The following is a 26,179-nucleotide window of genomic DNA, read 5'->3' on the forward strand; positions in this document are numbered from 1 at the left end:
GTCACTCCGTCCGGCCGAGGAATTCATCGTCGTGCTGAGGCGCCGGTGTGATCCCGGCACTGCGCGTTGGCTTGTCGCGCAGTGATTTCTCCTCGGCGCTTCCGGGCAGGGCGTGCATCATTCTCAGGATGTAAAACGCGCCAGCCCCGAACACGAAGAAATAGACGACGATAAATGCCAGAAGCGATGCGCCAACAGTGCCCGAGGACACCGGAGCCAGACTGTCGGATGTGCGCAGTACGCCGTAAACCGTATACGGTTGGCGCCCCACTTCGGTCGTGACCCAGCCAGCCAGGACCGCGACGAAACCCATCGGAGACATGATGATTGCCGCTCTTTGCATCCAGGGAGAGTCGAACAAAGTGCCGCGATAGCGGCTCCATGCGGCCCATAACCCAAGTCCGAGCATCGCAAACCCGAGGCCGACCATGATGCGAAATGAAAAGAACACGAGCGCGACGGGCGGCTCTTCATCGTCGGGAATTGTGTCCAACCCGTCCAATGGCGCGTTCAGATCGTGTTTGAGGATCAGCGAAGACAATTTCGGGATTTGGATGGCGTAATCGACACGTTTTTCCTCGGCGTTCGGCACGCCGAACAAGATCAGCGGGGCGCCGGCCTCGTGACTGTCGTAGTGTCCTTCCATCGCCATGACCTTGGCGGGTTGGTGTTCCAGCGTATTGATCCCGTGAAAATCTCCGGCCAGGATTTGCAAAGGAGTGACTGCGATCAGCATCCACATCGCCATCGAGAACATCTGCTTGACCGGCACACTCCGATCGCCCCGCAGCAGGTGCCAGGCACCTACACCGCCGACGACAAGTGCCGTCGACAGGAACGCCGCCAGCACCATATGCACCAGGCGGTAGGGAAACGACGGATTGAAAACGATCTGCCACCAATCTTGGGGAATGAACTGACCGGCCTCGTTGAAACCGTATCCCACTGGGGTTTGCATCCAGCTGTTGACGCTCAAAATCCATGTCGCGGAAAGCAACGTGCCGAAGGCGACCATCGCGGTGGCAAACATATGCAGGCCGTCACCGACCCGTTCACGACCAAACAGCATGATTCCGAGAAAACCGGCTTCGAGGAAGAACGCTGACAAGACCTCGTATGCCATCAATGGTCCGACCACCGGACCAGCGCGATCCGAGAAGACGCTCCAATTGGTGCCGAACTGATACGACATGACGATACCGGAAACGACACCCATGCCGAAGGCAACGGCGAAGATCTTGCGCCAATAGTCAAAGAGAGTGAGGTATTTCTGCTCTCGCGTCATCAGCCAGCGCGCATTGAGCACGGCCAGAAAACTGGCAAGACCTATGGAAAACGCCGGAAAGACAATGTGGAAACTGATCGTGAAGGCGAATTGGAAACGCGCCAAGAGTTCGGCCGTAAACTGATCGAACATACCCGAACCTCCTTTCAAAAGCGTCCCTTCGGCTACGATATGTCACTGAATAAGGAAACGAAACACAACAAGACCGATCCAGAGAGAGAGACGAGACGAATGGAGCGCACCGGGACAGTGTCATTGCCCGACGGTTTTCTTCATCGCTATAACGCTTGTACTGATCGAGAGGTCCCGCGCGCTATCCGAAAAGGCTTTTGATGACTTTTGCTCTGATCCTTCACGGTCTTTTGGTGCTGACCTTCACGGCGCGCATTCTCCTGCGCGATGATCTATCGCCGCCAGCGCGGCTGGCCTGGTTTATTGTGCTCAATTTGCTGCCGTATTTCGGCAGCATTGTCTATTTTCTGTTTGGCGAGATTGACATCGGCAATCGGGTGAACCGGCGGCATGGTGAAATCTTCGAGGAGATCCGCAACAAGGCCGCCCATTTCATGGGTGCGCCTGAAAACGCGGAACACCTGATCGATCCGAAATATCGCCCCGGCTTTCGTTATGCAGGCTCTATCAACGGGTTTCATGCGACGGACGGCAATACCGCCGAGTTGATGGCGGACGGAGATGAGACGCGCGCCCGGATCGTGGCCGATATTGATGCCGCGAGCGATCATGTGCATGTGCTTTACTACATCTGGCTCACTGACAATACCGGCACCGATGTGGCCAACGCACTGATCCGAGCGGCACGCCGGGGTGTCACATGCCGCGCGATGGCCGACGGGATGGGGTCGCGCGCCATGATCAAGTCTGAACTATGGAGACAGATGGAGGAAGCGGGCGTTCAAACTGCGACGGCCCTGTCCTTCCGCAATATCATTCGCACCGTTTTGACCAGCCGGATCGACCTGCGCAACCACCGCAAGATCACGGTGATCGACAGTCGCATCACCTATTGCGGCAGTCGGAACTCTGCGGACCCGGAGTTTCGCGTCAAAGAGAAATATGCGCCTTGGGTCGATATCATGCTGCGATTCCAAGGCCCGGTGGTGACGCAAAACCAGTTGTTGTTCGCCAGCGACTGGATGTTGGAAACAGGAGAGAACCTCGATGGGATCGCGCTTGAGTCCGAAGTGATCGAAAACGGCTTTCCGGCTCAGGCGATGGGGGTTGGACCCACCGAGCGGCACGGCGCAACGCCGCAGCTGTTTGCCAACCTGATCGCGTGCGCGGCGTTCGAACTGACGCTCTCGACACCGTATTTCGTTCCCGACGCGACCGTCCTCGAAGCGCTCTGCGCCGCCGCGCATCGCGGCGTCAGGGTCACGCTGATTTTTCCCGAAAGAAACGACAGCTGGATCGTGGCGGCCGCAAGCCGGAGCTATTATCGTCAGCTGTTGGATGCAGGGTGCGTCATAAACGAATTTCAAGGCGGTCTGCTACACGCGAAAACCCTGACAATCGACAACAAGATCAGCCTCGTCGGATCTTCCAATCTTGATCTCAGGAGCTTCGATCTTAACTACGAAAACAACATTCTGTTGCAGGATGAGGCAACGACCCAAGCCATTTTCCAGCGCCAGCAGGATTATATCGCACGCTCGGTCCGGGTGTCGTTACCGACGGTTCTGAACTGGCCGTACCACCGCCGAATCTGGAACAACGTGATTGCGACAATCGGTCCGATCCTGTGACCGATCCCCTCCTCAGAGCGCAACCGGAAGACCTGACTCCAGCGACTGAGCCGCAGCATCAGCCAGCATCTGCGCGCGCAGCCCATCTGTGATTGACGGTGACTGTGCTGCCCCTTTTTCAAGTGCCGAGATGAATTGAAGCAGCTCTGCCCTGTAGGCGGCCTCGTAACGCTCAAGGAAAAAGTGCTGAGCGGGCGCGGTGCGAAACCCGTCCGCCGTTGCGATTTCGACAGTGTTTTCGCGCTGGTTTTCGGCGCGCAACATGCCTTTCGACCCATGCACCTCGATGCGCTGATCATACCCATAGGTGGCGCGGCGCGAATTGCTGATCTGGCAAATCTTGCCCGACTCGGTGGTAAGAGTGACCGCCGCTGTATCGACATCGCCCGCCGCACCGATCTCCGGATCGACAAGCGCCGATCCAACGGCAAAGACCGTGACCGGTTCCTCGCCCAATAGAAACCGTGCCATGTCAAAATCATGAATCATCATGTCGCGAAAGATGCCGCCCGACGACGTGATATAGCTGACCGGGGGCGGATTGGGGTCGCGCGAAAGGATGGTGACGATTTCGACATTGCCGATAACGCCCTCAACAATTCGGGCCTGCAAATGGGCAAAGTTCGGATCGAAGCGGCGGTTGAATGCGGTCATGAACGGCGTGTCGTTTGCTGCCACCACATCCATGCAATCGCGGATACGATCAGCCGACATATCAACGGGCTTTTCGCAAAAAATCGCCTTGCCCGCTTTGGCGGCCGCATGGATGATATCGTAGTGCGTGTCGGTCGGAGTGCCGATGATCACGGCGTCGATGTCGGAATTTCCAATGATGTCGTCGGTCGTTTGTACCGATGCGCCGGTCTTTGCCGCCAGCGCCTGCGCTGCGTCATCCACAAAATCCGACACCGCGACGAGTTGTACGTTGGCCAGTCGCATGATGGTTGCGGCATGAACCTGCCCGATGCGGCCGCAGCCAAGGATACCGATCTTAATCATTGCGTTACCTTTGATTTGGGGCGCCGAAGGCGCGAAGAACCTGTCTGGTGGCCGCGACAAGCGGTTCATGTGTCTCTTTGAGAATCTGCACGCGGTCGAACCGCTCTGGGTCGCTGTTCACAGCCTCGCGAAGCGCCGCCCCGAAGGCCATGCGCAGCTCGGTCCCGATGTTGAACTTGCAGATTTTCGAACGCTGCGCGAGGCGCTGCCGCTGTTCGACCGGCACGCCGGAGCCGCCGTGGATGACCAGTGGCACAGAGGTCACGGCCTCGATCGCGCGGATGCGATCCTCGTCGAGCCCGCCTTCCTTGTCTTGTTGCAGATGGACATTGCCGACCGAAATCGCCATCGCATCAACACCAGTGGCGCGCGCAAAGATCTCCGCATCGCCCGGATGTGTTCCAGCCGAGCTTTCCCCCTTGGCATAGCCGACAAACCCGATCTCGCCCTCACAGGAAATACCCGCCGCATGCGCCATTTCGACAATCGCCGCCGTTTCATCGATGTTCTGCTGCAAGGGCGCACGCGAGCCGTCATACATAAGCGATGTAAAACCAGCTTCGAGCGCCTCGCGGCATTCATTGAACGTGTAGCCGTGATCCAGATGGGCGACGACCGGCACGCTTGCCTGTTCGGCCAGATGGCGAAACATCTTGCCCAGGACGGGCAGGGGGGTATGGGCGCGACAGGATGGCCCTGCCTGAAGGATGACCGGGCACCCCTCGGCCTCGGCGGCGGCCACATAGGCGCGCATGTCCTCCCAGCCAAGCGTGACTAGTCCAGCCACCGCATACCCGCCCCTCAGCGCGGGCTGCAGAACCTCTGACAAAGTGGCGAGCGTCATTTGAACTTGGCCACCATGTCCTTGATGCCGGGGATGGTTTCGACCTGCGCGGCATGGGTCGGCTGGAAATATTGCACCAAAGACCGCTGGCTCAGCCCGCCGAGGATGGTGAAATAATACATTTCGTAACCAGGCATCACAGCACAGGGGTGATACCCCTTGTCGATGCAGATCGTAGAGCGATCCATGAGTTGATAGGCATCTCCCGGCTTGCCCTCTTCGCGTTGCAGGATCTGCACGCCAGAGCCGTGGTTCGGCTTGAAGCGGAAATTATACGTCTCGTCGTGGCGCGTTTCATCGGGCAGGCGGTCGGTGTCGTGCTTGTGCGATGGAAAGCCGGACCAGCCGCCCTGGCCCACGGTGAACAACTCGCTGACCAAAAGACGCCCGACCTTGTCGTGCTGCTTTTGGCCAAGGATATGCTTGATTTTGCGATGCGTCTTGGTGTCGTCACTGCCGTATTGCACCTTGTCGAGATCGGCCACGCGCACGTCGAAGGGATCAAGCACCTTGTCGTATTTTGCACCGGCGATGAAAGTCTCTGTGTCGCGGGTCGCGACGATGCGCGCTTTCGCTCCGACAGGCACATACACCCCTTCGGGCTCTCCGTCCCAGACGTCCTCGGTGCGGTTGCCAAGGGAGTCGAACGATACGCCTTCGACCTCCACATCGACCGTGCCGGTCGCGGGAACGATGCAGGTCTCGTAACCGGGAACCTGATATTCGAACGCCTCTCCTGCTTTGAGCATGACGATGTTGAAATAGTTGAGCGGCACGGTCGGATCGTCGGCATCCACGATGGGTTTATTCTTGTTGTCATGGGGGGCGATATGCATGGGAAAGGCTCCTTAGGCAGCTTCGGTTGGGCCGGGATGGGTGGCGAGAAAGTCTTCGAGCTCTGCCGGTTTGGGCATGGCCGGGGCGCAGCCCGGTTTGGCCACCACGATCGCCGCGCAGGCAGAGCCGCGCAAGACAGAGGCTTCCAGATCATGACCGCCCGCAAGCGCGGTCAGAAAACCGGCCATGAAGCTGTCGCCCGCACCGGTGGGTTTGAGCGCGTTGACCGGATAAATGCCGGTGCGCAGTTCGCCGCCATTGTGAAAGGTGACCGCGCCGTGTTCGCCCATCTTGTAGACGACGATACTCGCGCTGGTCGCGGCCAGATCGCGCGCCTTGGCAAGCCCCTTGTCTTTCGCGCCCGCCATGAACCCGAATTCATCATCATTGCCGACGATCACATCCGACATGGCCCCGGCCTTGGACAGCACCTCTTCGGCCACTTGCGGGCTTGGCCAGCTATAGGGTCGGTAATCGACGTCAAAAATGATCGGCAATCCGGCTGCTTGGGCCAATTCGAATGCGCGGAACGTCGCGGTACGGGACGGTTCAGCGGCAAAGACGGTGCCGGCGGTGATCAGCGCGCTGAACTTGCTGAAATCAATCGCCTCGACATCGGCGGTCGTCATTTCGAAATCGGCAGCACCGTTGCGATAGATAACGGACTGATGTCCTTCGACGCGGCTTTCATAGAGCGCCAGAGAATTGCGCGCCTCTCCGCCAACGGGTGTGACGTAAGTTGTATCGACGCCATACCGTGCAAGCTTGTTCAGACAAAACCGCCCGACTGCATCGTCCGACACCCGGGTGACGAGCGACGCCTGCCCGCCCAGCTTGACGATACCGGCGGCAATATTGGCCGAAGATCCGCCCATGTCAGCGGTAAAGTTCTCCGCATCCTCGGTCGCGACACCGGGCGGGGGATAAAGATCCATCCCGACGCGGCCCACCACGACAAAGCGGTTTTCTCTTATGGCAGCGATCACATCCATCAGACGCCGGTCCGCTGCTTGGCGCGTTCAGCTTCGATTTCGGCGTGCTTTTCGGCGACCTTCGGGTTGTCGGTCACGTGCGGCGTGCCAACTTCCCACCAGGCGTGGCCCTGCGTCGTCCAGCCGTCGTAAGGATCGACCTGCATCACGATCACGCTCGTCTTGTCAGCTTCCTTGGCCCGCTTGAACGCCTCTCCCAGTTCGGTGGCGTTCGAGACGGTTTCGGCATGTGCGCCCATGGAGGCCGCATGCGCTTCGAAATCGACGGTAAAAGGTGCGGGCATAGTGGGCGTGTCTGCGATGAGGTTGTTGAAACTCTCGTTGCCGGTGTTGTTTTGCAGCTTGTTGATGACGGCAAAACCGCCGTTGTCGAGCACCAGAATGATCAGCTTGCGGTCGGTCAGAACGGATGAATAGATGTCGGAATTGAGCATCAGGTACGATCCGTCGCCGGTGAACACGATGGTGTCCTTGTCAGGCTCGCGCTGGTGTTGCGCGATGCGCGCGCCCCAGCCACCGGCGATTTCATATCCCATGCAGGAATAGCCGAATTCAACGTCAACCGTTCCGGTGTCCTTGGTCTGCCAATGCGCCGTGACCTCGGCCGGAAGCCCACCCGCCGCAGTCACGATCCGGTCGCGCGGATCGCACAGGTCGTTGACCGCACGGATCGCCTGCGCATAGGAATTTGGGCCGTTGCCCACCTTGGTAATCTCGTCGGTGTAAGCCACCCACTTGGCGCGCTCGTCCTTGGCAAAGTCGGTCCAGCTGCCCGGCGCAGTGTAATCGCCCAAGGCGTCGTTGAGAGCGGTGATCCCAAGCTTGGCATCCCCGATGACAGGCATCGACAGGTGCTTCATCGCGTCATGGCGGCCAACGTTCAGGCCAATGATCCGCGCATCCTTTGCGAACGCGGTCCATGATCCGGTGGTGAAATCCGGCAAGCGGGTGCCAACGGCCAAAATCACGTCTGCGCGCTCGGCAATCGCATTTGCGCTGTCCGATCCGGTCACGCCGACCGGTCCGATATTGAGCGGATGATCCTGAAGCAGGTTGGCGCGTCCGGCGATGGTTTCGACAACGGGAATGTCATGGCGCGTCGCGAAATCGGTCAATTCCGTCACTGCGCCGGAGTATTGCACACCGCCGCCCGCGATGATTATCGGGCGTTTGGCGGTCTTCAAAAGCGTGGCGGCGTCTGCCACTTCATCGGTGTCGGGCGCTTGCCGGCGGATGCGGTGAACGCGCTTGGCAAAAAAGCTCTCGGGATAGTCGAATGTCCAGCCCTGCACGTCCTGCGGCAAACCGATAAACGCGGGGCCGCAATCCGCCGGATCGAGCATCGTGGCCAGCGCGGCGGGAAGGGATTGCAGAATTTGCGCCGGATGGGTGATCCGATCCCAGAACCTCGTCACGGCCTTGAATGCGTCGTTCACGCCAAGCGTCGGGTTGCCGAAATGCTCAAGCTGTTGCAGCACCGGATCGGGCAGGCGGGTGACGTAGGTATCGCCACACAACAGCAACACGGGCAGACGGTTTGCATGTGCCAGAGCGGCGCTGGTCAGAAGGTTCGATGTGCCCGGACCCGCGCTTGCCGTGCAAAACATGAACCTTTGGCGCAACCATTGTTTGGCGTAACCGGCGGCAGCGAACCCCATGCTTTGTTCGTTCTGTCCGCGATAGAGCGGCAGCGTGTCCTGCACGTCATACAGGGCTTCGCCCAGACAGGTCACATTGCCATGACCGAAGATTCCGAAACCGCCGCCGCACAGGCGCATTTCCTGCCCATCGACGACGATGAACTGATTGGCCAGATATTTGATGATCGCCTGAGCGGTCGTCAGTCGGAGCGTGGACTCTGTCATTCGATTGTCTTTCTCAATTCCGGCGATCCGCGCCGGGCATCCGCGATTGCCGCTTGCGTGGCTTCGAATCTGAAGATACAAATTTTGCAACCGGTTGCAAACCATATTCCAACAACGGAGGCGCGACATGGCGGAAATAGGCATCGGCATTGTTGGCGGCGGCTATATGGGCAAGGCCCACGCCGTTGCCATGTCGGCCGTAGGCGCTGTCTTTGATACGGCGCTGCGTCCCCGGTTGGAAATGGTCTGCGCGAATTCCGCCGAATCGGCAGAGAGATATCGCGCCGCCTATGGGTTTGCGCGCGGCACAGACAGTTGGGAAGCACTGGTGAATGATCCGCGCGTCGAGGCGATTGTTATCGCTTCGCCGCAACACACGCACCGCCAGATCGCCGAAGCCGCGTTTGCCTTGGGGAAACCCGTACTGTGTGAAAAGCCGATGGGCGCGTCGCTCGAGGACAGCCGCGCAATGGTTGCGGCGGCGCAGGGTCAGACCAACATGGTCGCGTTCAACTATATCCGCACGCCCGCCAGCCAGTTTGCCCGGCAACTGATTGCCGAGGGCGCGATTGGTGACATTACATGGTTTCGCGGTGAACACACCGAGGATTTTCTGGCCGATCCCAGGACTCCGGCGAACTGGCGTACGGTTGGCGACGCGAACGGTACGATGGGCGATCTTGCGCCGCACATGATCAACGCGGCGCTCGCGCTGATCGGGCCGATCGGATCGCTGATCGCCGAAGTGGAAACGGTCCATCCGGCCCGCCCTGGCGGCGCGGTCACCAATGACGATCACGGCCAGATGATGTGCCGGTTCAAGGGCGGCGCGATGGGGCAGATGTATTTCAGCAGGATCGCCCACGGCCGCAAGATGGGCTACGCCTATGAGGTCACCGGAACCAAGGGCGCGATCCGTTTCGATCAGGAAGACCAGAATGCGATCTGGTTCTACACAATGGATGAACCCGAGGCGACGCGTGGCTTTCGCAAGATCCTCACCGGCCCGGCGCATCCTGACTATCTTCCCTTCTGTCAGGGGCCGGGGCACGGAACGGGCTATCAGGATCAGATCATCATCGAGGCGCGAGATTTCCTTCACGCGATCGAATCGGGAAAACCCGTCTGGCCGACGTTTCAGGACGGCCTTGACGTGAACGAAGTGGTCGCAGCGACGATGGTGTCGTCGCGTACCAAAGCATGGGTCAATGTGACCCCGGAATGAATGTCTGAAAGGCACGCGAATGACTATCAAGATCGGAAACGCCCCGTGCTCGTGGGGTATCGAATTTGCAAGCGATCCGTCTTATCCCACATGGCAGTCGGTTTTGGACCAATGCGCCGCCGCTGGCTACAAGGGTATCGAGCTTGGCCCCATCGGGTACATGCCCGAAGACCCTGCGATCCTCGCGCCGGAGTTGGCCGAACGGGATCTGGAGATCATCGGTGGCGTGATCTTCCGCGCATTTCACGATCCGGAAAAGTGGGATGACGTGATGGACGCGAGCGTGCGCACCTGCAAGGCGCTGGTGGCGCATAGGGCACAGCATCTGGTGCTGATCGACAGCATTTCACCGCGCCGCGCGCCAACGGCAGGGCGCTCTGGTGAGGCCGAGCAGATGGACGATGCAGAATGGGGCGCATTCCGCGACCGGCTTGCCACGATCGCCAAGATGGGTACCGAAGAATATGGGCTGACCGTTGGCATCCATGCCCATGCCGCCGGCTTTCTTGACTTTGAGCCGGAACTCGAGCGTCTGCTTGACGAGGTCGACGAGAACATCCTGAAAATCTGTTTCGACACCGGCCACCACTCCTATGCCGGTTATGATCCCGTGGCCTTTATGAAACGTCACATGGATCGCATTTCCTACATGCACTTCAAGGACATCAACCCGTCGGTGAAAGCCGATGTCGTCGCCAACCGAACCGATTTCTACAAGGCGTGCGGGCAAGGAATATTCTGCAATCTCGGACAAGGAGATGTTGATTTTCCCGCGGTGCGCGAGGTGCTGCTTGATGCCGGATTCGAAGGCTGGTGCACCGTCGAGCAGGATTGCGATCCGTCGATGCCGGGCACGCCGCTCGAAGACGCGCGCGCCAATCGTGAATACCTTCAATCCATCGGTTTTTAAGGACGATTTGACATGGCAAATCTGAAATGGGGTATGATCGGCGGCGGTGAGGGCAGCCAGATTGGCCCCGCCCATCGCCTCGGGGCGCAGGCGGACGGGCTGTTTGACTTCACCGCAGGTGCGCTTGATCACCGTGCTGATGAGGGCCGGGCCTATGCGCAGCGTTTGGGCATTGCGCCGGACCGCGCCTATGGCGACTGGCGCGAAATGCTGGCAGGTGAGAAAGACCGCGATGACCGTGTGGACCTTGTCACTGTTGCCACGCCCAACGCCACCCATTTCGAGATCACCAAGGCGTTTCTCGAAGCCGGGTTCAACGTGCTGTGCGAAAAGCCGATGACGATGACCGTCGAGCAGGGCGAAGAAATCGTGCGCGTCGTTGAGGCGACCGGCAAGATCTGCGCGGTGAACTATTGTTATTCGGCCTACCCGATGGTGCGTCAGGCGCGGGCCATGGTGCGGGCGGGCGAGATCGGCAAGATCCGTCTGGTCGTGACCAATTTCAGCCACGGCCATCACGGCGACGCGAGTGATGCCGACAATCCGCGTGTGCGCTGGCGCTATGATCCGGCCATGGCTGGCGTGTCGGGCCAATTCGCCGATTGCGGCATTCACGCGATGCACATGGCCAGCTTTATCTGTGACGACGAGGTTGAAACGCTGTCCGCCGATTTCGCCTCGACCATTCCCAGCCGTGAACTGGAAGACGATGCGATGGTCAATTTCCGCATGACAGGCGGCACCGTCGGGCGGCTTTGGACATCGTCCGTGGCGATCGGGCGACAGCACGGGTTCGACATTCAGGTGTTTGGTGAAACCGGCGGGTTGCGATGGGCCTCAGAGCAGCCGAACCAGTTGGTCTATACGCCCGTCGGCGGGCGGACCCAGATCATCGAGAAAGGCGAGGCTGGCTTGCACGAAGACGCGCAACGCCTGTCGCGCGTGTCCATCGCGCACCCAGAGGGTTTCCCGCTCGCCGTGGCGAACATCTACTGTGACCTTGCCGACGCGATCCGAGGCGAGACGCGCGACGGGTTGCCAAGTGCCGCTGACGGCGTGCGCTCGATGGCGGCTGTTCACAGCGCTGTTTCATCGGCACAGTCCAAGGGTGCCTGGGTAGACGCGCGACCGCCGATGTTCAGGTGATCGCCTCAGGTCGCGCGCGCAAGGTCGCGCGCGTGACCACTTCGCACGGAAACAGCCGTGCTTCCGGATAGCGTTCCGGGTCGTCCAGCATGGCGACCATCAATTCGACGGACGAGGTGATGATTTGCTTGATCGGCTGACGAATCGTCGTCAACGCGATGTTTTCCCAGCTTGCCATCTCCATATCGTTGAAGCCGATGATTCCCACATCCTCTGGCACGTTGCGACCCACATCCTTGAGCGCGCTGAGCGCCCCGATGGACAGCACGTCGTCACCGCAAAAATACGCCTGCGCCAGATCACGTTTCGCCAGTTCAAGCATCGCCGCGCGACCGGCTTTGAACGAATAGGCATCGGCAAAGCTATGGCGGTGTGACACCCCCGGATGCTTGGCAAGTTCCTCTTGAAACCCCTTCAGGCGGTCTTGCGTCGAAGTTGCGCTTTGCGGACCGCCCAAAAAGGCAACGTCGGTGTAGCCACAGGCCACAAGTTCCCGCGCGGCCATGCGGCCGGCGGCGATGTTATCTATGCCCACAACGTGCACTTCAGGGCTGCTGAAATAGCGGCCAAACGTGTTTACCACCGGGATCTTCTTGTCGCGAAACGCCTTTGAAAACATTGGCGGCAGCGTGGACGAGGCAACGATCACGCCATCCACCGAATATTGGTGCAGCATCCGCACCGAGTTTTCGGGGTCTGTCTCATTGCTCAGGTTCACCAGCAAAGGCCGCAATCCGCGATCCTGCAAGCTGCGCGTGAACAGGTCGAACACTTCCAGGAAGATCGGGTTGTGAAAATTGTTGGAGACGAGGCCGATCAGCTTGGTGCGACGGGTCGTCAGACTGCGCGCCAGGAAGTTGGGGCTATATCCAAGTTCAGCGGCGGCTTTTTCCACCTTGCGGCGCATTTTGACGGACACCGACGCGCCATCGGTGAAAGCGCGCGACACTGCAGACGTGGATACGCCGGCTCTGTTTGCCACATCCTTGAGCGTTGCCGCCATCTTGAGACCCATCTTTCTGTTTCGAGGCATGTGCTTAAAGCACGAGCGCTCGGCCCGCAGTAAAAATCTAATCGATTCTTTTTGCAACCGGTTGCAAAAAATCCGAATCCGTGCTTGTTTTAATCTACGAGAGAGGCACGCCCATCTCTGTTGCCAAGATTATTGGTGTCCTTGGGAGGAAGAAGAATGAAATCCATAATGAAGACTTTAATGCTGACAGCGGCAGTGATTGCGTCGCCACTCATGGCGAGCGCGCAGAGCGAGGGTGATGACCTGACCTATATCCTGGTCAGCCATGCGCCCGATTCCGACAGTTGGTGGAACACCGTCAAGAACGGAATCGCGCTGGCCGCCGAGCAGATGGGTGTGACCACCGAATACCGCAATCCGCCGACGGGCGATCTGGCCGATATGGCGCGGATCATCGAACAGGCGACGGCAGCGGCGCCAGACGGCATCATCACCACGCTGGCCGATTACGAGGTCTTGTCCGGTCCGATCCGCTCTGCGGTGGATCAGGGCATCGACGTGATTATCATGAATTCAGGCTCACCGGAACAAGCGCGCGAACTTGGTGCGCTGATGTATGTCGGCCAGCCCGAATATGACGCAGGTCTTGCCGCCGGTCAGCGTGCCGCTGGCGATGGTGTCGGCAGCTTTTTGTGCGTGAACCATTACATCAGTTCGCCATCGTCGACCGAGCGGTGTCAGGGTTTTGCCGATGGTCTGGGCGTCGATCTTGGCAACCAGATGATCGACGCTGGGCAGGATCCGTCTGAGATTAAGAACCGCGTTTTGGCCTATCTGAATGCCAACCCGGACACCGACGCGATCCTGACGCTGGGTCCGACATCGGCTGATCCGACCTTGCTTGCGCTTGATGAGAACGGTTTGGCGGGCGAGATTTACTTCGGCACGTTCGATCTTGGCGAGAACATTGTTCAAGGCATCAAGGACGGCGTTATCAACTGGGGAATCGACCAGCAGCCTTTCCTGCAAGCTTATCTGCCGGTCGTCGTTCTCGCCAACTATGACCGCTACGGCGTTCTGCCGGGCAACAACATCAACTCCGGCCCCGGTTTCGTGACCGCCGACGGTCTTGAAAAGGTCGAGCAGTTCGCGGGCGAATTCCGCTAACGTAAATTCAAGGCGGGCCGGATCACCCGGTCCGCCTTTTACCTTCCGCACGAAATTTTGGGAGCCCGGCAATGTCCGAGACACTTACCACCGACGAACGCGTCAAGGAGATGTCCGGCCTGCGCCGCGCGTTGATCCGCCCAGAGTTGGGCGGCATCGTCGGCGCGGTAGCGGTGTTCACGTTCTTTTTGCTCTTCGCGTTCGACAGCGGCATGTTCAACGCGCAGGGCGTTTTGAACTGGTCCACCGTGTCCGCCCAATTCATGATCATTGCAGTCGGCGCCTGCCTGCTGATGATCGCCGGCGAATTCGACCTGTCCGTCGGCTCGATGATCGGCTTCGCAGGCATGATGGTCGCTATCTTCGGCGTTGTTTTGGGCTGGCCGATGTGGGCCGCCATTCTGATAACATTCGCGATCTGCGTCGCGTTCGGCGCGCTCAACGGCTATATCGTCGTCAAAACCGGCCTTCCCAGCTTTATCGTCACCTTGGCCACGCTGTTCATCCTTCGTGGCTTTACGATCTTCATTCCCCAGACCATCGAAAGCAAAACCATCATCGGTGGCATTCGCGAAGCGGCGGAGGGCGACTGGCTTGCTGCGTTGTTCGGGGCCAAGATCGGGGGGCCGATTTTCCAATGGCTGGGCGACGCGGGCGTAATCGGCGTGTTCGATCGAGGCAATCGCGCCGGAGAACCTGTGGTTGATGGCATCCCCATGCTCATCATCTGGGCGCTGGTGCTGGTGATCGGTGGTCATATCGTTCTGACCCGTACACGCTTTGGCAACTGGATCTTTGCGGCCGGTGGCGATGCCCAAGCTGCACGTTACGCCGGTGTTCCGGTCGATGCCGTCAAAATCAAGATGTTCATGTTCACCGCATTCTGCGCAACGGTGTTTGCGGTTTGCCAGGTAATGGAGTTCGGCTCTGCCGGTGCCGACCGCGGATTGCTCAAGGAATTCGAGGCGATCATCGCGGTGGTGATTGGCGGCGCTCTGCTGACGGGGGGCTATGGCTCGGTGATCGGAGCCGCGCTGGGTGCGTTGATCTTCGGGGTCGTGCAACAGGGGCTGTTCTTTGCGAATGTCGAAAGCTCACTGTTCCGCGTGTTTCTCGGGGTTATCCTGCTGCTCGCAGTAATCTTGAACACCTATATCCGCCGCCTGATCACGGGAGAACGTTGATGGACCCGATCATTCAGATGACCGATATCGAAAAGCATTTCGGCTCTGTCATAGCGCTTGCCGGTGTCACGATTGATTTTTATCCCGGCGAATGTCACTGCCTTTTGGGCGACAACGGGGCCGGTAAATCGACGTTCATCAAGACAATGTCGGGCGTCCACAAACCCACTCACGGAGAGATCAAGTTCGAAGGCAAACCGATGCACTTCGACGATCCGCGCGATGCAATCGCTGCCGGGATTGCCACGGTGTATCAGGATCTCGCCATGATCCCGCTGATGTCGGTCAGCCGGAATTTCTTCATGGGCAATGAGCCGATCAAGAAGATCGCCGGATTGCCGTTCTTCGATCACGACCATGCCAACGAGGTCACGATGAAGGAAATGCGGGACATGGGCATCAACCTGCGCGGGCCCGACCAGGCGGTCGGGACGCTGTCTGGTGGTGAGCGCCAAACCGTCGCCATCGCCCGCGCGGTGCATTTCGGAGCCAAGGTTCTGATCCTCGACGAACCGACATCGGCTTTGGGTGTGCGCCAGACCGCGAACGTGCTGGCGACTGTCGACAAGGTGCGCAAACAGGGCATTGCGGTGGTCTTCATCACGCACAATGTCCGGCACGCAATGGCCGTCGGAGACAGGTTCACCGTGCTCAATCGTGGCAAGACGTTCGGCACCGCCAACAAGGGTGAGATCACGCCCGAGGAATTGCAGGACATGATGGCCGGTGGTCAGGAACTGGCTCAACTGGAAGGCTCGCTCGGCGGCACGGTTTAGGTGTCGTTCTCGAGTTCCTGACTATGGCTCAATTCAAATAAAGCCGTCATAGGCTTGGTAGTTTACCGTATTGGCAACCATGCGGGCCAAAGTCACGAGGTCGAAAATAGGCCGTGACAGAGCGTGTTGCAGGGTGTGGGCGTAGGGCGGCAAGTCGGTGCACTCCAGGACGATTGCGCCAATTTCCGGCGCGCGATCACACAGGGCGCGGCCGGCCGCGATAACCTCATCCGTCACCTTGTCGAGATCCATCGCTGTGCGCTCGTTGCGCAAGATGACGGACGCGAATTCGCTGGTGTCGTCCAAGCCCTGAATTTCGATCGGGATATCGTTCGCCCCGACGTTTTTCAAATGCTCTTCCGTCAACGCCGACGCCGAAGCGGTCAGAATTCCGACAGGTGCAGCTGTCATGTAATAGACCATCGGCACGTGAATCAGCGCCGATACGAAAACCGGTATGGAAACGGCAGCCGCAATGTCTTTCTGGAACAGGGCAAGAAAGCCGCAGGATCCCGTGATCGCACGCACGCCCTTGTCCTCAAGCCGTCGAGCGGCGGCAATCACACGGTCCTTCATATCTCCGCTCGGGTTATTCAAAAGCTCCGGCACGGTGATGCCGTCAAGCATTTCGTAGATGACGGAAAACGGCAGGCTTGAGGGGTTCTTGATATGTCCGGGAGGCTTTGGAAAGTAGCTCTCCAGCGCCAGGACGCCGATTGAGACGCCGCAGATATTTTGTCCGCCTGGATAAGTGACCATCTTGGGCCTTCTTTCAAAATCGGTTTGGACGATAGGGCGAAAGGTCGATGTTGGGGCGTCCGCCAGCGGCGAGTTCTGCCACGATCCGTCCGGTTTTCGGCGCCATCATCAGCCCGTAGTGGCTGTGCCCGAAGGCGGCGATAAGATCTGGAAACCCGTCGAATTCGCCGATGCAGGGCAGGCTGTCGGGCAGGCTTGGGCGCTGTCCGGACCATTTGGTGAAGGCGTTTGCGTTCAGGTCTGGCGAGAGTTTCCCGGCAAGTGTGACGAGCCCCGCAAGGCGTTTTTCGTTGATCGGCGAATCAAGCCCGGCGAATTCGGCAGTGCCGGCAACGCGCAAGCCGTCCTCCATGGAGGAGGCGACGAACTTCATGTCCACATCCATGATCGAATTGTTGAGAGTGATGCCCGGCTCGGTAAACGTCACGTGATAGCCGCGTTCGGATTGCAGCGGAACCTTGATGCCAAGCGGCCGCAGTAGTTCCGCGGACCAGACACCCATCGCCATGACAAGCTTGGATGCGGTGTGCTCGCCATCGTCGGTCACATAACGCCAGCCGCCAGCTTCCATCGGTTGAATACCGTGGACGGTCGCGCTTGAAAAAACGCCGCCCAAGTCTTTGAACTTGTCAAAGAGAACCTCGCCGATCCGCCCCGGAGCCAGCGCGCGGGCCTGTCCCTTGATCACGATGGCGGCCTCGAACTCTTCGGATAGGGCGGGCTCGATCTCGCGCAATGTATTGCCGTCGACGCGCTCGAGATCCGCTCCGGCGGCACGGCGTAATTCGTTGTCGAACGAGTCGAGCCGCGCCGCGTTTCCATCGCGGAAGGCATGGATGTAACAACTGTCGCGGATCAGACTTTCATGCCCCGTTCCGGCCAGATGGTGACGGTAGAGAGAGATGCAGTCATGGTTGAGCGTGTCCATCGCCGCTGAAATCTCGCGCACCCGCTCTCTCTTTCCCTGCGCCAGAAAGCGCAGCCCCCAGCCAGTCAGCTGCGGCAGGTAGGACGGCTTGATCGACACTGGCCCGAGGGGATCCATCAACCAGCCGGGAATCTTCTTCCACACACCGGGCATGGATTGCGGGACGATCGACCAAGGTGAAATAACACCCGCATTCCCGAAAGACGTGGCCTGCCCCGGATCTCCCCTGTCGACAAGACGGACGTTAAGCCCGCGTTCGATCAGCGAGAGAGCGGTGCATATACCGACAATCCCCGCGCCCAGGACAGTGACATCGCGTTCCATTGCCTCAGGCCACCTTCTCAAGGCGCTTGCGCTGAACCACCTGACTGATGATCGCGGGGGCCGCAATGATGAGTGCCGTCAGATCGGCTTGCAGGGATGGCGCTATGAACACCAGTCCGGCAAGAGCCATCAGCCAGCGGTAGATCGCACCCATCGGCACCAGCCAGTATCCGACGACCGCAGCCGAGAGAGCGATGACTCCGGCGATGCAACTTGCCGCCGTGTACGTGAATTGCCAAAAATCGAACCCTGTCGAGGACACGAACAGCAGCACCGGCGCATAGACAAACGCCATCGGGGCCACCACCTTGCCAAGGCCAAGCGTGAAAGCCGACATGCCGGTGCGAAACGGGTTGGACCCTGCAATCGCCGCCGCGGCATAGGCCGAGGTGCAGACCGGCGGTGTGATCTCGGCGACCACGCCGTAATAGAGCACGAACATATGGCTGGCGATGGGCGGGATGCCAAGTTGCGCCAGAGCCGGCTGCGCGACCGAAACCAGCATGATGTAGAGCGCGGTGGTCGGCACACCCGCGCCCATCAGGATGCAGGCCAGAGCGATGAAGACGAGGCTGATGAAAAGCGTGAGATCCGCAATCGAGAACAGCTCCCAACTACCGACGGTGAAAAGCCAGTGCAGATCGGTGCCAAGGTTCGACGCGGCCTGCGTGACCATGAAGCCGATGCGAAAGCCGATGCCGGTGGTGTTGATGACACCGATCACGATGCCGACGGCAGCAGCGGCAGCGCCGACAGCCAGGGCATACTTGACGCCCGTTTCGAAGGTATCGGCCATCTCCTTGATCGTGGTGCGCTGCTGAGGATTGAACGATGCGATCACGGCGCCTGCGATCAGGATGGCAGACATGCTCAAATCGAACCCACCACCCAGATATTTCCAAATGACAAAGGCGATGAACGCCGCGGCATAGGCCAGCGTCACGGGATTCCTGATGCGCGACATACCGGCGATAATCGACAACGAGATGCCGCAGAATGCCGACATATAGGGTGTGTACCCTGAAAAAAGCACCACGAGCAGACCGATCAGCGGCACGATGTTCGCCCAGCCACTGGTCCAGACGGCCTTGAGCCTCGGCAGTTGATCCGCAGGCAGACCGCGAAGATCGAGACGCCGCGCCATGAGGTGCACTACGGAAAAGACACCGACATAGTGCAAAAGCGCGGGAAAGATCGCGGCGATGACGATGGTGGTATAGGGGAGTTCGAGAAACTCGGCCATGATGAAGGCGGCGGCGCCCATGATCGGAGGTGTGATCTGACCCCCCGCCGAAGCCGCCGCCTCGACGCCGCCTGCGAAATGGCCGGGATAGCCCAAGCGTTTCATGTTGGGAATCGTCAGTGCGCCGGTGGAGACCGTGTTGGCCACCGAGGAGCCGGAGATCGTGCCGAAGAAGGCCGAAGACACAACCGATACTTTCGCCGGCCCGCCGGTATAGCGCCCAGCGAGAATGGTGGCGTTGTCGATGAAGAGCTGACCCAGCCCCGTGCGCTGGGCGATCACGCCAAACAGGACAAAGTGAAAGACGATGGTCGAAACGACCCAAAGCGTGACGCCGAAGATGCCCTCTTGCGGGAAGTACATCGAGCCAATGAAAGTCTTGAAATTTACGCCCGGATGCTGAAGCAGACCGGGAAAGATGGGTCCAAACAGTGCGTAGGAGATGAAAACGCAGATGATCAGGGGCAAAATCCAGCCCAGTGTGCGCCGTGCAATATCCAGAACGAGGACGATCAGGATGCAGCCGAACACCAGATCGTAGGTGTTTGGATTGCCCATGCGGAACGTCTGTTCCTCGATCCCGAGCCATTCGATGCCGCGCCAGGCGAGCCCAAGATAGAGCGCCGAGGCAGTGCCGAGGATCATCAGAAGAATATCTGTGTAAGGCACTCCACCAAGACGAAACCTGCTTTCCCTAAGCTCGAAAGCCGACGATGTCTTGAACATCGGAAACAGAGCGTAGGTCAGAATGAACAGGCCCGACAGATGCCAGCCCATGTGCCAGTAATCGGTTGGCAACGCCAAACCTGCCGTCAGGTAATGATAGGTTGCGAAGGCGAGCGCGACGTAGCGAAGGAACTTGGCCATTCCGGGAGCGATCTGGCGCGTCGCTGCCCCTTCGTCGTACTTTTTTTCGATCTCCGCCAGGTCTTCGGCGGAAAGACCACGCGCCTCGTGCTCGGCTGTGTTCGTCATTGTCCGCTCTTTCGCAATATTCAGATATTGGATCGGCGGGCGACTGACAGATCATGCCTGTCGCCCGGTTTCGATCTGCGCGCAAAGGCCGGGCGCTTATTTCAGCAGGCCGGCTTCCTTGTAGAACTTCTCTGCACCCGGATGCAGCGGCACGCCGAGCGACGCGACGCCGTCAAGCGCGGTTTCCGGTGTGATCTGTTTGCCCTTGGCGTGTCCGTTGTCCAGAAGCGTGCGGGTATTGTCGTTCCATAGCGCCTTGGTGATGCCGTAGACCAGCTCTTCGCTGAGATCCGACGAAACGATCAAGAGTGCGGATACGGCTGGGGTGTTCACCTCGTAATCCACGCCGCTGTAGACGTTCGCCGGGATCTTGGACGGAATGTAGGCCGGAACGATTTCATTGATCGTGGCAAGGTCTTCATCGCTGAAGCTGTGCAACTCCATTCCCTTGGTGGTGGAAAGTTGCACCATTGCCGACACGGGCCAGCCAGCGGCATAGAAATATGCGTCGATCTGACCGTCGGCCAGTCGCTCTGCGGACTGGCTGTTGTTCAACTCGGCCTCGTCGATATTGTCGCGCGTGACGCCCCAGTGTTCAAGCATTTGAAGTACTGCGACCTGTGTACCCGATCCGGCCTGCGCGATGCCGACGCGCTTGCCCTTCAGATCGGCCAAGCTGTCGATTGACGCGCCATCGGGTAGGACAAGATGCAAATCTTCTGGGTAGAGATTGGCAACAATGCGCAGTTTCTCATGCGGTTTGCCGTCGAATTTTCCCTCACCCAGATACATCGAGCGCGTCACGTCCGCCGCGGCCATTCCGGCCTCGAGCTCTCCATTCTGAACCGCGGTGTTGTTGAACACCGACGCGGTGGTGGATTGCGCGATAGCGATCAGGCCGGGCACGCCGCATTGGCCGCCCTCATCGCATGGCCGCGATCCCGGAGGGGCGGAAATGCCGTTTGCGATGGTGCCGCCAATGGGGAAGTAGGTGCCCCCCGCAGACCCTGTACCGATGCGGAAAAAGGTTGGATCTTGAGCCATCGCCATACCGGCGGTCAACGCCGTGGCGAATGCCGCTGCAGTGATTTTTGTCAGGACGCTCATGTTTTTATCTCCCTGTTTTAGGCAAGGCTCCGGGGAGCCTTCAAACTCAGTTTAGTTGAGCACAAGGTAATCTAGACGGTATCTTCCTGATAAAAGCAAATTTGAAATTTCTATGTTTTCCATAATTGATCTTATATGTATCGCTTATGAACTTGCAGCAGTTGGCGGTCTTCCGCGAGATTATGAACACCGGCTCGATGAGTGCCGCCGCACGCAATCTGAACCGGACCCAACCCGCGATCAGCGCGGCGTTGAAATCTCTCGAAGCCTCGCTTGGCATGGATTTGTTCTATCGCGAGGGGCGTCGCCTCGTGCCGGTTCCCGAGGCGTATTATTTTCTCTCCGAAGCGGCTGGAATTCTGGATCGTCTGTCTGCCACGCTGTCGAACATGGAGGGTTTGCGAAACCGCACGAGCGGCGCGCTTCGCATCGTCGCCATGCCCGGCCCCTCGGCCTATCTGCTGCCTGATTTCGTAAGCCGCTTTACCCGCGATAAGCCCGACATCCGGATTACCCTGGCAACGCGCAGTTCACCGCAGGTCCTGAACCTGATTGCAGCGCAGAACTTCGATGTGGGATTTGGCGACCTGAGCCTGAAGGGAAGCATTGCCGAAGACCTCGGAAACGAGCTCTTCGAGACGATCACTTTGACCCACGATTGTGTTTGCGCCCTGCCGGCCAGCCACCCGTTGGCGGCGCAGGATGTCGTCACCGCAAAAGACCTTGACGGCCAACCGATGGGTGCGCTGCAACCGGGCCACAATACGGTGAGCGACACGCAAGCCGCTTTCGATCAGTGCCGGGCAACGTTAAACGTTTGCGTCGATGCGCAGTATTTCATGCCGCTGCTGCACTTCGTCGAGGCACGTCAGGTTTGCGCTATCATTGACCCTCTGAGCGCCCAGACTTATTGCCTTCAACATCCTAATGAACGCACGATCAGGTTCGTCCGGTTTGAACCGTCGGTGCGATTTGAATATTCTCTGATTACACCAAGACGACGCCCGCAATCCCTTCTCGCGAAAGATTTCGCAGGGCAATGGTTGAATTACGTCAATGACATTCTCGCCGCGACCGATACGATCTGCTCCGGGTAGGTCAGGTGTCGAGCCGTTTGGCGGCGATGCTGAGTTCACGCCAGAGTGCCTCCGCCAAAGATCTGAGCCCCATGACCGTGAGATGATCATCAGCGCGTCGAACAAGAAATACGGTCATATGCTTCAGTCCGGTCCGTGTGGCGCAGCCGGGACACAACAGCGTCGGGTCAAGGTTAACGAGCTTGGACATCAATGCCGCAATCAAATCCGCGCCGGTGTTCGACACTATGTCGAGGACGACGAAACCGTCGGTCTGCTCGGTCACCGCGCAACCGGGTGCCTCTTGTTTGACAGCGGCGGCAAAGTCGGCGGCTTCAGTCTCTGCGCGTCCGATCAACCATTGATTACTTCCGATCCAGAGCGCGACCGCATCGCCACTGAAAGTCGCTGTCCCGGCTGAGGGCAGGGTCATGCCGAACGGTTGAGGCGCGCTTCGATCTCGCAGTACGGCCAAGGACGCCAGAGCAAGATCGACATTTTCACTGATCGTGAGAGCGCCGAAGGTTTCGCGGCGCGGCGTTCGCCCACCAAAGGCGGAATTCGGAAGCAAATCAGTCACGAAGGCGCCCTCCTTCCGGATCGACAAAGCATGGCGATAGCACTTCGACGTCGAAGTTCTGGCGCTCTATGGGGTTGGCTGCAATGATCACTTCGCCCATGCGCGTGTCACCGTTTTCAAGATAGCCGAGGGCGATGTGGCTGCCGACCGAAGGGGAGTAGCAAGCGGACGTGATCCAGCCCTGATCGGTTTGCAGATTTTGCACATCGCCTCTCGTAAAGAGATGCGCGCCTGCTGGCACGGGCGAGTGTGGGTTGAGCGGTTTGAGACCAACGAGACGGCGCTCGTCCTCGGCAAGACCTTCGCGGCGTGACATGATTGCGCCAATCGCATCCTTCTTGTGCGATACCATTCTGGCCAGGCCAAGCATTGTCGCGGTTGTCTGACCGTTCAATTCGGCACCCGCCGCATGGCCTTTTTCGATCCGCATCACACCAAGCGCTTCGGTGCCGTAAGGTGTGGCGTACAAGTCCGAGCCGCGTTCCATCAACCGTTCCATCAAAGCGTTCGCGTATCGCGCCGGGACCGCGATTTCATAGGCCAGTTCACCTGAAAACGAGATGCGAAAAAGCCTCGCGCGCAATCCGCCGCAGGCTGTAAGCGCGCAACAGCCCATGAAGGGCAATGCGTCGTTTGAGATATCCAGGTCGTCGACGATACGACTGAGAAGCTCACGTGAGTTCGGACCTGCCACAGCGATTTGCGCCCAGGCGTCGGTTGTCGAAATCAGATGGACGTCCAATTCGGGCCAAAGGCACTGCCGCGCAAATTCCAGATTGCGATAGACGGCACCGGCGTTCGCGGTGGTTGTGGTGACCACATATTGATGCTCATCGAGACGCGCACAGGTGCCATCGTCAAACACGTGGCCGTCCTCCCGCAACATCAGACCATATCGGACCCTGCCGACCTTCAGCGTTTCCATCGTATTGGCGTAAACACGGTTGAGAAATTCGCGTGCACCGGTGCCTTGCACGTCGATCTTTCCGAGTGTGGAGACATCGCAGAACCCCACTCCGCGACGGACAGCATTGACCTCGCGGTCGACAGCCTGTCGCCAGTGCGTTTCGCCTGACTTCGGAAAATACTGCGCGCGCATCCAAAGCCCGATTTCGACAAATTCCGCGCCCTGCGCCTTTGCCCAAACGTGGGTCGGTGTCAAACGCCTTGGTCGAAAACGGGTGCCGGTGTCACCGCCGCCGAGAGCCGACAACGACACCCCTGTATAGGGGGGGCGAAACATGGTCGTGCCCACTTGCGGGATCGTCCGGCCCGTCAGTTCTGCCATCACAGCAAGAGCAGAGACGTTGGAGGTCTTGCCCTGATCGGTCGCCATGCCAAGAGTGGTCCAACGCTTCAAGTGCTCGACGGAGCGCATGTTCTCTTGGGCTGAAAGCACAATGTCCTTGACCGTCACGTCATTCTGGAAATCAACCCAGGCACGCTTTGTGCCGGGCGCATGCCAAAACGGAGCTTGTCTGACGCCGCGATCCTCTGCCGTCGGCAGAGCGATCGCCTGTGCGTCGATGCCCAGATCGGACACCGCCGATAGCGCCGCGTTCATGCCATCCTTCAGCGCAAGCGTTGCGCTGCCCCGGCCCATCGCGGCGCCTGCCGCAATCATTCCACGGGGGCCACGCTCGCCCGGCACGAAAGCCAAGAGATCGTCTTTCCAGACCGGGCGTCCGCCATGCTGAGACGCGAGGTGGATGTTCGGATTCCAGCCACCCGAAACGGCAAGAGCTCCGACGTTATGCCAGGCCGATTTGCCGTCTGACGAGATTTGGATCGCCTTCAGACCAAGACGCCCTCGCGTGCCAGTGATGGTGCCATTCGCGATCAAGCGGTAATCTCCGAACTTGCGCGCGTCTGCTCGCGTGTCGATCACGCCAAGAACATCGATGCCCTTGGCGATCATGTCCAAGGCGGTGCGGTGCCCGTCGTCTCCGTTGGTAAAGACAGCAACCGTATCAGATCTGGACCGCACGGGTGCCGCAGCCCAACGATTGACGTAAGCGCGCATCGCACCGCCAAGCATGATGCCGGGACGGTCGTTGTCGGCAAACGGAATGTGCCGTTCGATCGCCCCCGCTGCCAGAACCGCACGTTTGGCGGTGATCCGCCAGAGCGTCTGGCGCACCTTGTGACCCGCCTCTGGCAGGTGGTCTGCCACGCGTTCGACGGCACCGTATATGCCGTGATCATAAACCCCGAAGACTGTGGTTCGCGGCATGATGCGAACATTGGACAGGCTTTCGAGTTCGTCCTCCACCGTCGCCACCCAGTCGGCGGCGGGCGCATCATCAATGGGATCGCTCTCCAACAAGAGCCGCCCACCCAACCGGAAATCGTCATTGACCAGAATGACGCGCGCACCCGCGCGACCGGCAGTCAGCGCTGCGGCCAGACCCGCCGCGCCACCGCCGATGACCAACAGTTCGCAGTGCAGAAAGCCTTTGTCGTATTCGTCCGGATCGGGCAGCATCGACAGCGCACCGAGGCCCGCCGCCTTGCGAATTGCCGGTTCATAGACCCTTTCCCAGAAGGCGCGCGGCCACATGAAGGTCTTGTAGTAGAACCCTGCTGCGAAGAACGGCGCGACGCGGTCATTGAATGACAGAAGGTCTCGTTCGAGCGATCCGACATTGTTTTGAGATCGCGCGACCAAGCCTTCGAATAACTCGACCGTTGCAGCGTTTGTGTTGGGTTCGGTGTGTGCGCCATCGCGGATGGTCACCAGTGCGTTCGGTTCTTCGGACCCAGCCGAGAAAATCCCTCTGGGGCGGTGATACTTGAAACTGCGCCCAACCAGCTGCACGCCATTCGCGAGGAGAGCGGAAGCAAGAGTGTCGCCGTAATGACCGGTATAGGCCGTTCCGTTAAACGTGAATTGTATTGCCTTTTCGCGGTCGATCAGACCACCGCACAGACGGCTCATGCCATATCCCGCAATACGAGTTCCGTTGCCAGTTCAGCATCAAGAATTTCATGCGTTATCGTATCGCGCGTCACGACCAGCCATGAACGGTCGCCCTGTTCGTGAAACCATAGTTCGCGGTGCAGACCTGCCAAATTGTCACGAAGAAACACATAATCGCAAAACGCGTGTTCGGCGTCGGCTGCATCGGGATTTGGCCGCTTTAAGAGCCTTGCATCGCCGAGATACGTGAATTCCTGACTGTCTCGCAGACCAAGAAGCGGATGAGGGATCAACATTCCGG

General features: G+C 59.1%; 22 protein-coding genes. 8 read left to right on the forward strand and 14 right to left on the reverse strand.

Going from position 1 to position 26,179, the window contains the following annotated elements:
* Window position 1: 1 nt before the first annotated feature.
* A complete protein-coding gene (locus tag ACGKZZ_RS01560; protein WP_411221670.1) occupies window positions 2-1,417 on the reverse strand; it encodes a cytochrome ubiquinol oxidase subunit I in 1,416 nt (471 codons plus the stop codon).
* 200 nt (window positions 1,418-1,617) lie between these two features.
* Here ACGKZZ_RS01560 and cls point away from each other — a divergent pair, with 200 nt between their 5' ends.
* Window positions 1,618-3,048: a cardiolipin synthase gene (cls, locus tag ACGKZZ_RS01565; RefSeq protein WP_411221671.1), complete on the forward strand. Its 1,431-nt coding sequence runs from the start codon at window positions 1,618-1,620 to the stop codon at window positions 3,046-3,048.
* 12 nt (window positions 3,049-3,060) lie between these two features.
* Here cls and iolG read toward each other — a convergent pair whose 3' ends face one another.
* From iolG to iolD, 5 genes are read right to left on the reverse strand one after another with little or no spacing between them, the layout of a single operon-like run.
* Window positions 3,061-4,047 carry an inositol 2-dehydrogenase gene (iolG, locus tag ACGKZZ_RS01570; protein WP_411221672.1) on the reverse strand — a complete coding sequence of 329 codons (987 nt, stop codon included), beginning with the start codon at window positions 4,045-4,047 and terminating at the stop codon, window positions 3,061-3,063.
* Window positions 4,048-4,051: 4 nt separating this feature from the next.
* Window positions 4,052-4,891 carry a class II fructose-bisphosphate aldolase gene (locus tag ACGKZZ_RS01575; RefSeq protein ID WP_411221673.1) on the reverse strand — a complete coding sequence of 280 codons (840 nt, stop codon included), beginning with the start codon at window positions 4,889-4,891 and terminating at the stop codon, window positions 4,052-4,054.
* The gene (locus ACGKZZ_RS01580; protein ID WP_411221674.1) at window positions 4,888-5,727 is read right to left on the reverse strand and encodes a 5-deoxy-glucuronate isomerase; all 840 of its coding nucleotides are present in this window, start codon (window positions 5,725-5,727) and stop codon (window positions 4,888-4,890) included. Before ACGKZZ_RS01580 ends, ACGKZZ_RS01575 begins: the two co-directional genes overlap by 4 nt.
* A gap of 12 nt (window positions 5,728-5,739) precedes the next feature.
* The gene (gene iolC, locus ACGKZZ_RS01585; protein WP_411221675.1) at window positions 5,740-6,720 is read right to left on the reverse strand and encodes a 5-dehydro-2-deoxygluconokinase; all 981 of its coding nucleotides are present in this window, start codon (window positions 6,718-6,720) and stop codon (window positions 5,740-5,742) included.
* On the reverse strand, window positions 6,720-8,585 hold the full coding sequence (gene iolD / locus ACGKZZ_RS01590) for a 3D-(3,5/4)-trihydroxycyclohexane-1,2-dione acylhydrolase (decyclizing) (protein WP_411221676.1): 1,866 nt from the start codon (window positions 8,583-8,585) through the stop codon (window positions 6,720-6,722). Before iolD ends, iolC begins: the two co-directional genes overlap by 1 nt.
* 127 nt (window positions 8,586-8,712) lie before the next feature.
* On the opposite strand from iolD, the gene ACGKZZ_RS01595 reads away from it, so the two are divergent.
* The 3 genes from ACGKZZ_RS01595 to ACGKZZ_RS01605 are packed head-to-tail and all read left to right on the forward strand — an operon-like array spanning window position 8,713 to window position 11,866.
* Window positions 8,713-9,810 (forward strand): Gfo/Idh/MocA family protein, encoded by a 1,098-nt coding sequence (locus ACGKZZ_RS01595; protein WP_411221677.1) that lies wholly within the window; start codon window positions 8,713-8,715, stop codon window positions 9,808-9,810.
* Window positions 9,811-9,829: 19 nt separating this feature from the next.
* Complete coding sequence (locus tag ACGKZZ_RS01600) at window positions 9,830-10,720, forward strand: TIM barrel protein (protein WP_411221678.1); 891 nt, start codon at window positions 9,830-9,832, stop codon at window positions 10,718-10,720.
* Between the two features lie 12 nt (window positions 10,721-10,732).
* The gene (locus tag ACGKZZ_RS01605; RefSeq protein ID WP_411221679.1) at window positions 10,733-11,866 is read left to right on the forward strand and encodes a Gfo/Idh/MocA family protein; all 1,134 of its coding nucleotides are present in this window, start codon (window positions 10,733-10,735) and stop codon (window positions 11,864-11,866) included.
* On the opposite strand, the gene ACGKZZ_RS01610 is transcribed toward ACGKZZ_RS01605, so the two are convergent.
* Window positions 11,859-12,869 (reverse strand): LacI family DNA-binding transcriptional regulator, encoded by a 1,011-nt coding sequence (locus ACGKZZ_RS01610; protein ID WP_411222190.1) that lies wholly within the window; start codon window positions 12,867-12,869, stop codon window positions 11,859-11,861. The genes ACGKZZ_RS01605 and ACGKZZ_RS01610 overlap by 8 nt on opposite strands.
* A 198-nt stretch (window positions 12,870-13,067) precedes the next feature.
* Here ACGKZZ_RS01610 and ACGKZZ_RS01615 point away from each other — a divergent pair, with 198 nt between their 5' ends.
* From ACGKZZ_RS01615 to ACGKZZ_RS01625, 3 genes are all read left to right on the forward strand, one after another.
* Window positions 13,068-14,006, forward strand: a complete 939-nt coding sequence (locus ACGKZZ_RS01615) for a sugar ABC transporter substrate-binding protein (protein ID WP_411221680.1) — start codon at window positions 13,068-13,070, stop codon at window positions 14,004-14,006.
* Between the two features lie 71 nt (window positions 14,007-14,077).
* Window positions 14,078-15,190, forward strand: coding sequence for an ABC transporter permease (locus ACGKZZ_RS01620; protein WP_411221681.1), 1,113 nt, complete (start codon window positions 14,078-14,080; stop codon window positions 15,188-15,190).
* Window positions 15,190-15,966: an ATP-binding cassette domain-containing protein gene (locus tag ACGKZZ_RS01625; RefSeq protein WP_411221682.1), complete on the forward strand. Its 777-nt coding sequence runs from the start codon at window positions 15,190-15,192 to the stop codon at window positions 15,964-15,966. Before ACGKZZ_RS01620 ends, ACGKZZ_RS01625 begins: the two co-directional genes overlap by 1 nt.
* 33 nt (window positions 15,967-15,999) lie before the next feature.
* Here ACGKZZ_RS01625 and ACGKZZ_RS01630 read toward each other — a convergent pair whose 3' ends face one another.
* From ACGKZZ_RS01630 to ACGKZZ_RS01645, 4 genes are all read right to left on the reverse strand, one after another.
* Window positions 16,000-16,725, reverse strand: a complete 726-nt coding sequence (locus ACGKZZ_RS01630) for an aspartate/glutamate racemase family protein (RefSeq protein WP_411221683.1) — start codon at window positions 16,723-16,725, stop codon at window positions 16,000-16,002.
* A 13-nt stretch (window positions 16,726-16,738) separates the two neighbouring features.
* Complete coding sequence (locus ACGKZZ_RS01635; protein WP_411221684.1) at window positions 16,739-17,977, reverse strand: NAD(P)/FAD-dependent oxidoreductase; 1,239 nt, start codon at window positions 17,975-17,977, stop codon at window positions 16,739-16,741.
* Between the two features lie 4 nt (window positions 17,978-17,981).
* The gene (locus tag ACGKZZ_RS01640; protein ID WP_411221685.1) at window positions 17,982-20,195 is read right to left on the reverse strand and encodes a TRAP transporter permease; all 2,214 of its coding nucleotides are present in this window, start codon (window positions 20,193-20,195) and stop codon (window positions 17,982-17,984) included.
* Window positions 20,196-20,291: 96 nt separating this feature from the next.
* On the reverse strand, window positions 20,292-21,302 hold the full coding sequence (locus ACGKZZ_RS01645; protein WP_411221686.1) for a TAXI family TRAP transporter solute-binding subunit: 1,011 nt from the start codon (window positions 21,300-21,302) through the stop codon (window positions 20,292-20,294).
* 146 nt (window positions 21,303-21,448) lie between these two features.
* On the opposite strand from ACGKZZ_RS01645, the gene ACGKZZ_RS01650 reads away from it, so the two are divergent.
* A complete protein-coding gene (locus ACGKZZ_RS01650; protein WP_411221687.1) occupies window positions 21,449-22,399 on the forward strand; it encodes a LysR family transcriptional regulator in 951 nt (316 codons plus the stop codon).
* A gap of 1 nt (window position 22,400) precedes the next feature.
* Here ACGKZZ_RS01650 and ACGKZZ_RS01655 read toward each other — a convergent pair whose 3' ends face one another.
* From ACGKZZ_RS01655 to ACGKZZ_RS01665, 3 genes are read right to left on the reverse strand one after another with little or no spacing between them, the layout of a single operon-like run.
* Window positions 22,401-22,958, reverse strand: a complete 558-nt coding sequence (locus tag ACGKZZ_RS01655) for a sarcosine oxidase subunit gamma (protein ID WP_411221688.1) — start codon at window positions 22,956-22,958, stop codon at window positions 22,401-22,403.
* Window positions 22,951-25,896, reverse strand: a complete 2,946-nt coding sequence (locus ACGKZZ_RS01660) for a sarcosine oxidase subunit alpha family protein (RefSeq protein WP_411221689.1) — start codon at window positions 25,894-25,896, stop codon at window positions 22,951-22,953. The genes ACGKZZ_RS01655 and ACGKZZ_RS01660 overlap by 8 nt, the downstream gene beginning before the upstream one ends.
* Complete coding sequence (locus ACGKZZ_RS01665; RefSeq protein WP_411221690.1) at window positions 25,893-26,174, reverse strand: sarcosine oxidase subunit delta; 282 nt, start codon at window positions 26,172-26,174, stop codon at window positions 25,893-25,895. The genes ACGKZZ_RS01660 and ACGKZZ_RS01665 overlap by 4 nt, the downstream gene beginning before the upstream one ends.
* Between the last annotated feature and the right edge of the window lie 5 nt (window positions 26,175-26,179).

The sequence above is a fragment of the Marivita sp. S2033 genome, assembly GCF_046592965.1.
GTDB lineage: Bacteria > Pseudomonadota > Alphaproteobacteria > Rhodobacterales > Rhodobacteraceae > Marivita.

What these genes read in the sequence shown, in the direction of transcription:
- ACGKZZ_RS01560 (WP_411221670.1), bottom strand. Translation starts at nt 1,417, where the DNA reads ATGTTCGATCAGTTTACGGCCGAACTCTTGGCGCGTTTCCAATTCGCC.
- cls (WP_411221671.1), top strand. Translation starts at nt 1,618, where the DNA reads ATGACTTTTGCTCTGATCCTTCACGGTCTTTTGGTGCTGACCTTCACG.
- iolG (WP_411221672.1), bottom strand. Translation starts at nt 4,047, where the DNA reads ATGATTAAGATCGGTATCCTTGGCTGCGGCCGCATCGGGCAGGTTCAT.
- ACGKZZ_RS01575 (WP_411221673.1), bottom strand. Translation starts at nt 4,891, where the DNA reads ATGACGCTCGCCACTTTGTCAGAGGTTCTGCAGCCCGCGCTGAGGGGC.
- ACGKZZ_RS01580 (WP_411221674.1), bottom strand. Translation starts at nt 5,727, where the DNA reads ATGCATATCGCCCCCCATGACAACAAGAATAAACCCATCGTGGATGCC.
- iolC (WP_411221675.1), bottom strand. Translation starts at nt 6,720, where the DNA reads ATGGATGTGATCGCTGCCATAAGAGAAAACCGCTTTGTCGTGGTGGGC.
- iolD (WP_411221676.1), bottom strand. Translation starts at nt 8,585, where the DNA reads ATGACAGAGTCCACGCTCCGACTGACGACCGCTCAGGCGATCATCAAA.
- ACGKZZ_RS01595 (WP_411221677.1), top strand. Translation starts at nt 8,713, where the DNA reads ATGGCGGAAATAGGCATCGGCATTGTTGGCGGCGGCTATATGGGCAAG.
- ACGKZZ_RS01600 (WP_411221678.1), top strand. Translation starts at nt 9,830, where the DNA reads ATGACTATCAAGATCGGAAACGCCCCGTGCTCGTGGGGTATCGAATTT.
- ACGKZZ_RS01605 (WP_411221679.1), top strand. Translation starts at nt 10,733, where the DNA reads ATGGCAAATCTGAAATGGGGTATGATCGGCGGCGGTGAGGGCAGCCAG.
- ACGKZZ_RS01610 (WP_411222190.1), bottom strand. Translation starts at nt 12,869, where the DNA reads ATGGCGGCAACGCTCAAGGATGTGGCAAACAGAGCCGGCGTATCCACG.
- ACGKZZ_RS01615 (WP_411221680.1), top strand. Translation starts at nt 13,068, where the DNA reads ATGAAGACTTTAATGCTGACAGCGGCAGTGATTGCGTCGCCACTCATG.
- ACGKZZ_RS01620 (WP_411221681.1), top strand. Translation starts at nt 14,078, where the DNA reads ATGTCCGAGACACTTACCACCGACGAACGCGTCAAGGAGATGTCCGGC.
- ACGKZZ_RS01625 (WP_411221682.1), top strand. Translation starts at nt 15,190, where the DNA reads ATGGACCCGATCATTCAGATGACCGATATCGAAAAGCATTTCGGCTCT.
- ACGKZZ_RS01630 (WP_411221683.1), bottom strand. Translation starts at nt 16,725, where the DNA reads ATGGTCACTTATCCAGGCGGACAAAATATCTGCGGCGTCTCAATCGGC.
- ACGKZZ_RS01635 (WP_411221684.1), bottom strand. Translation starts at nt 17,977, where the DNA reads ATGGAACGCGATGTCACTGTCCTGGGCGCGGGGATTGTCGGTATATGC.
- ACGKZZ_RS01640 (WP_411221685.1), bottom strand. Translation starts at nt 20,195, where the DNA reads ATGACGAACACAGCCGAGCACGAGGCGCGTGGTCTTTCCGCCGAAGAC.
- ACGKZZ_RS01645 (WP_411221686.1), bottom strand. Translation starts at nt 21,302, where the DNA reads ATGAGCGTCCTGACAAAAATCACTGCAGCGGCATTCGCCACGGCGTTG.
- ACGKZZ_RS01650 (WP_411221687.1), top strand. Translation starts at nt 21,449, where the DNA reads ATGAACTTGCAGCAGTTGGCGGTCTTCCGCGAGATTATGAACACCGGC.
- ACGKZZ_RS01660 (WP_411221689.1), bottom strand. Translation starts at nt 25,896, where the DNA reads ATGAGCCGTCTGTGCGGTGGTCTGATCGACCGCGAAAAGGCAATACAA.
- ACGKZZ_RS01665 (WP_411221690.1), bottom strand. Translation starts at nt 26,174, where the DNA reads ATGTTGATCCCTCATCCGCTTCTTGGTCTGCGAGACAGTCAGGAATTC.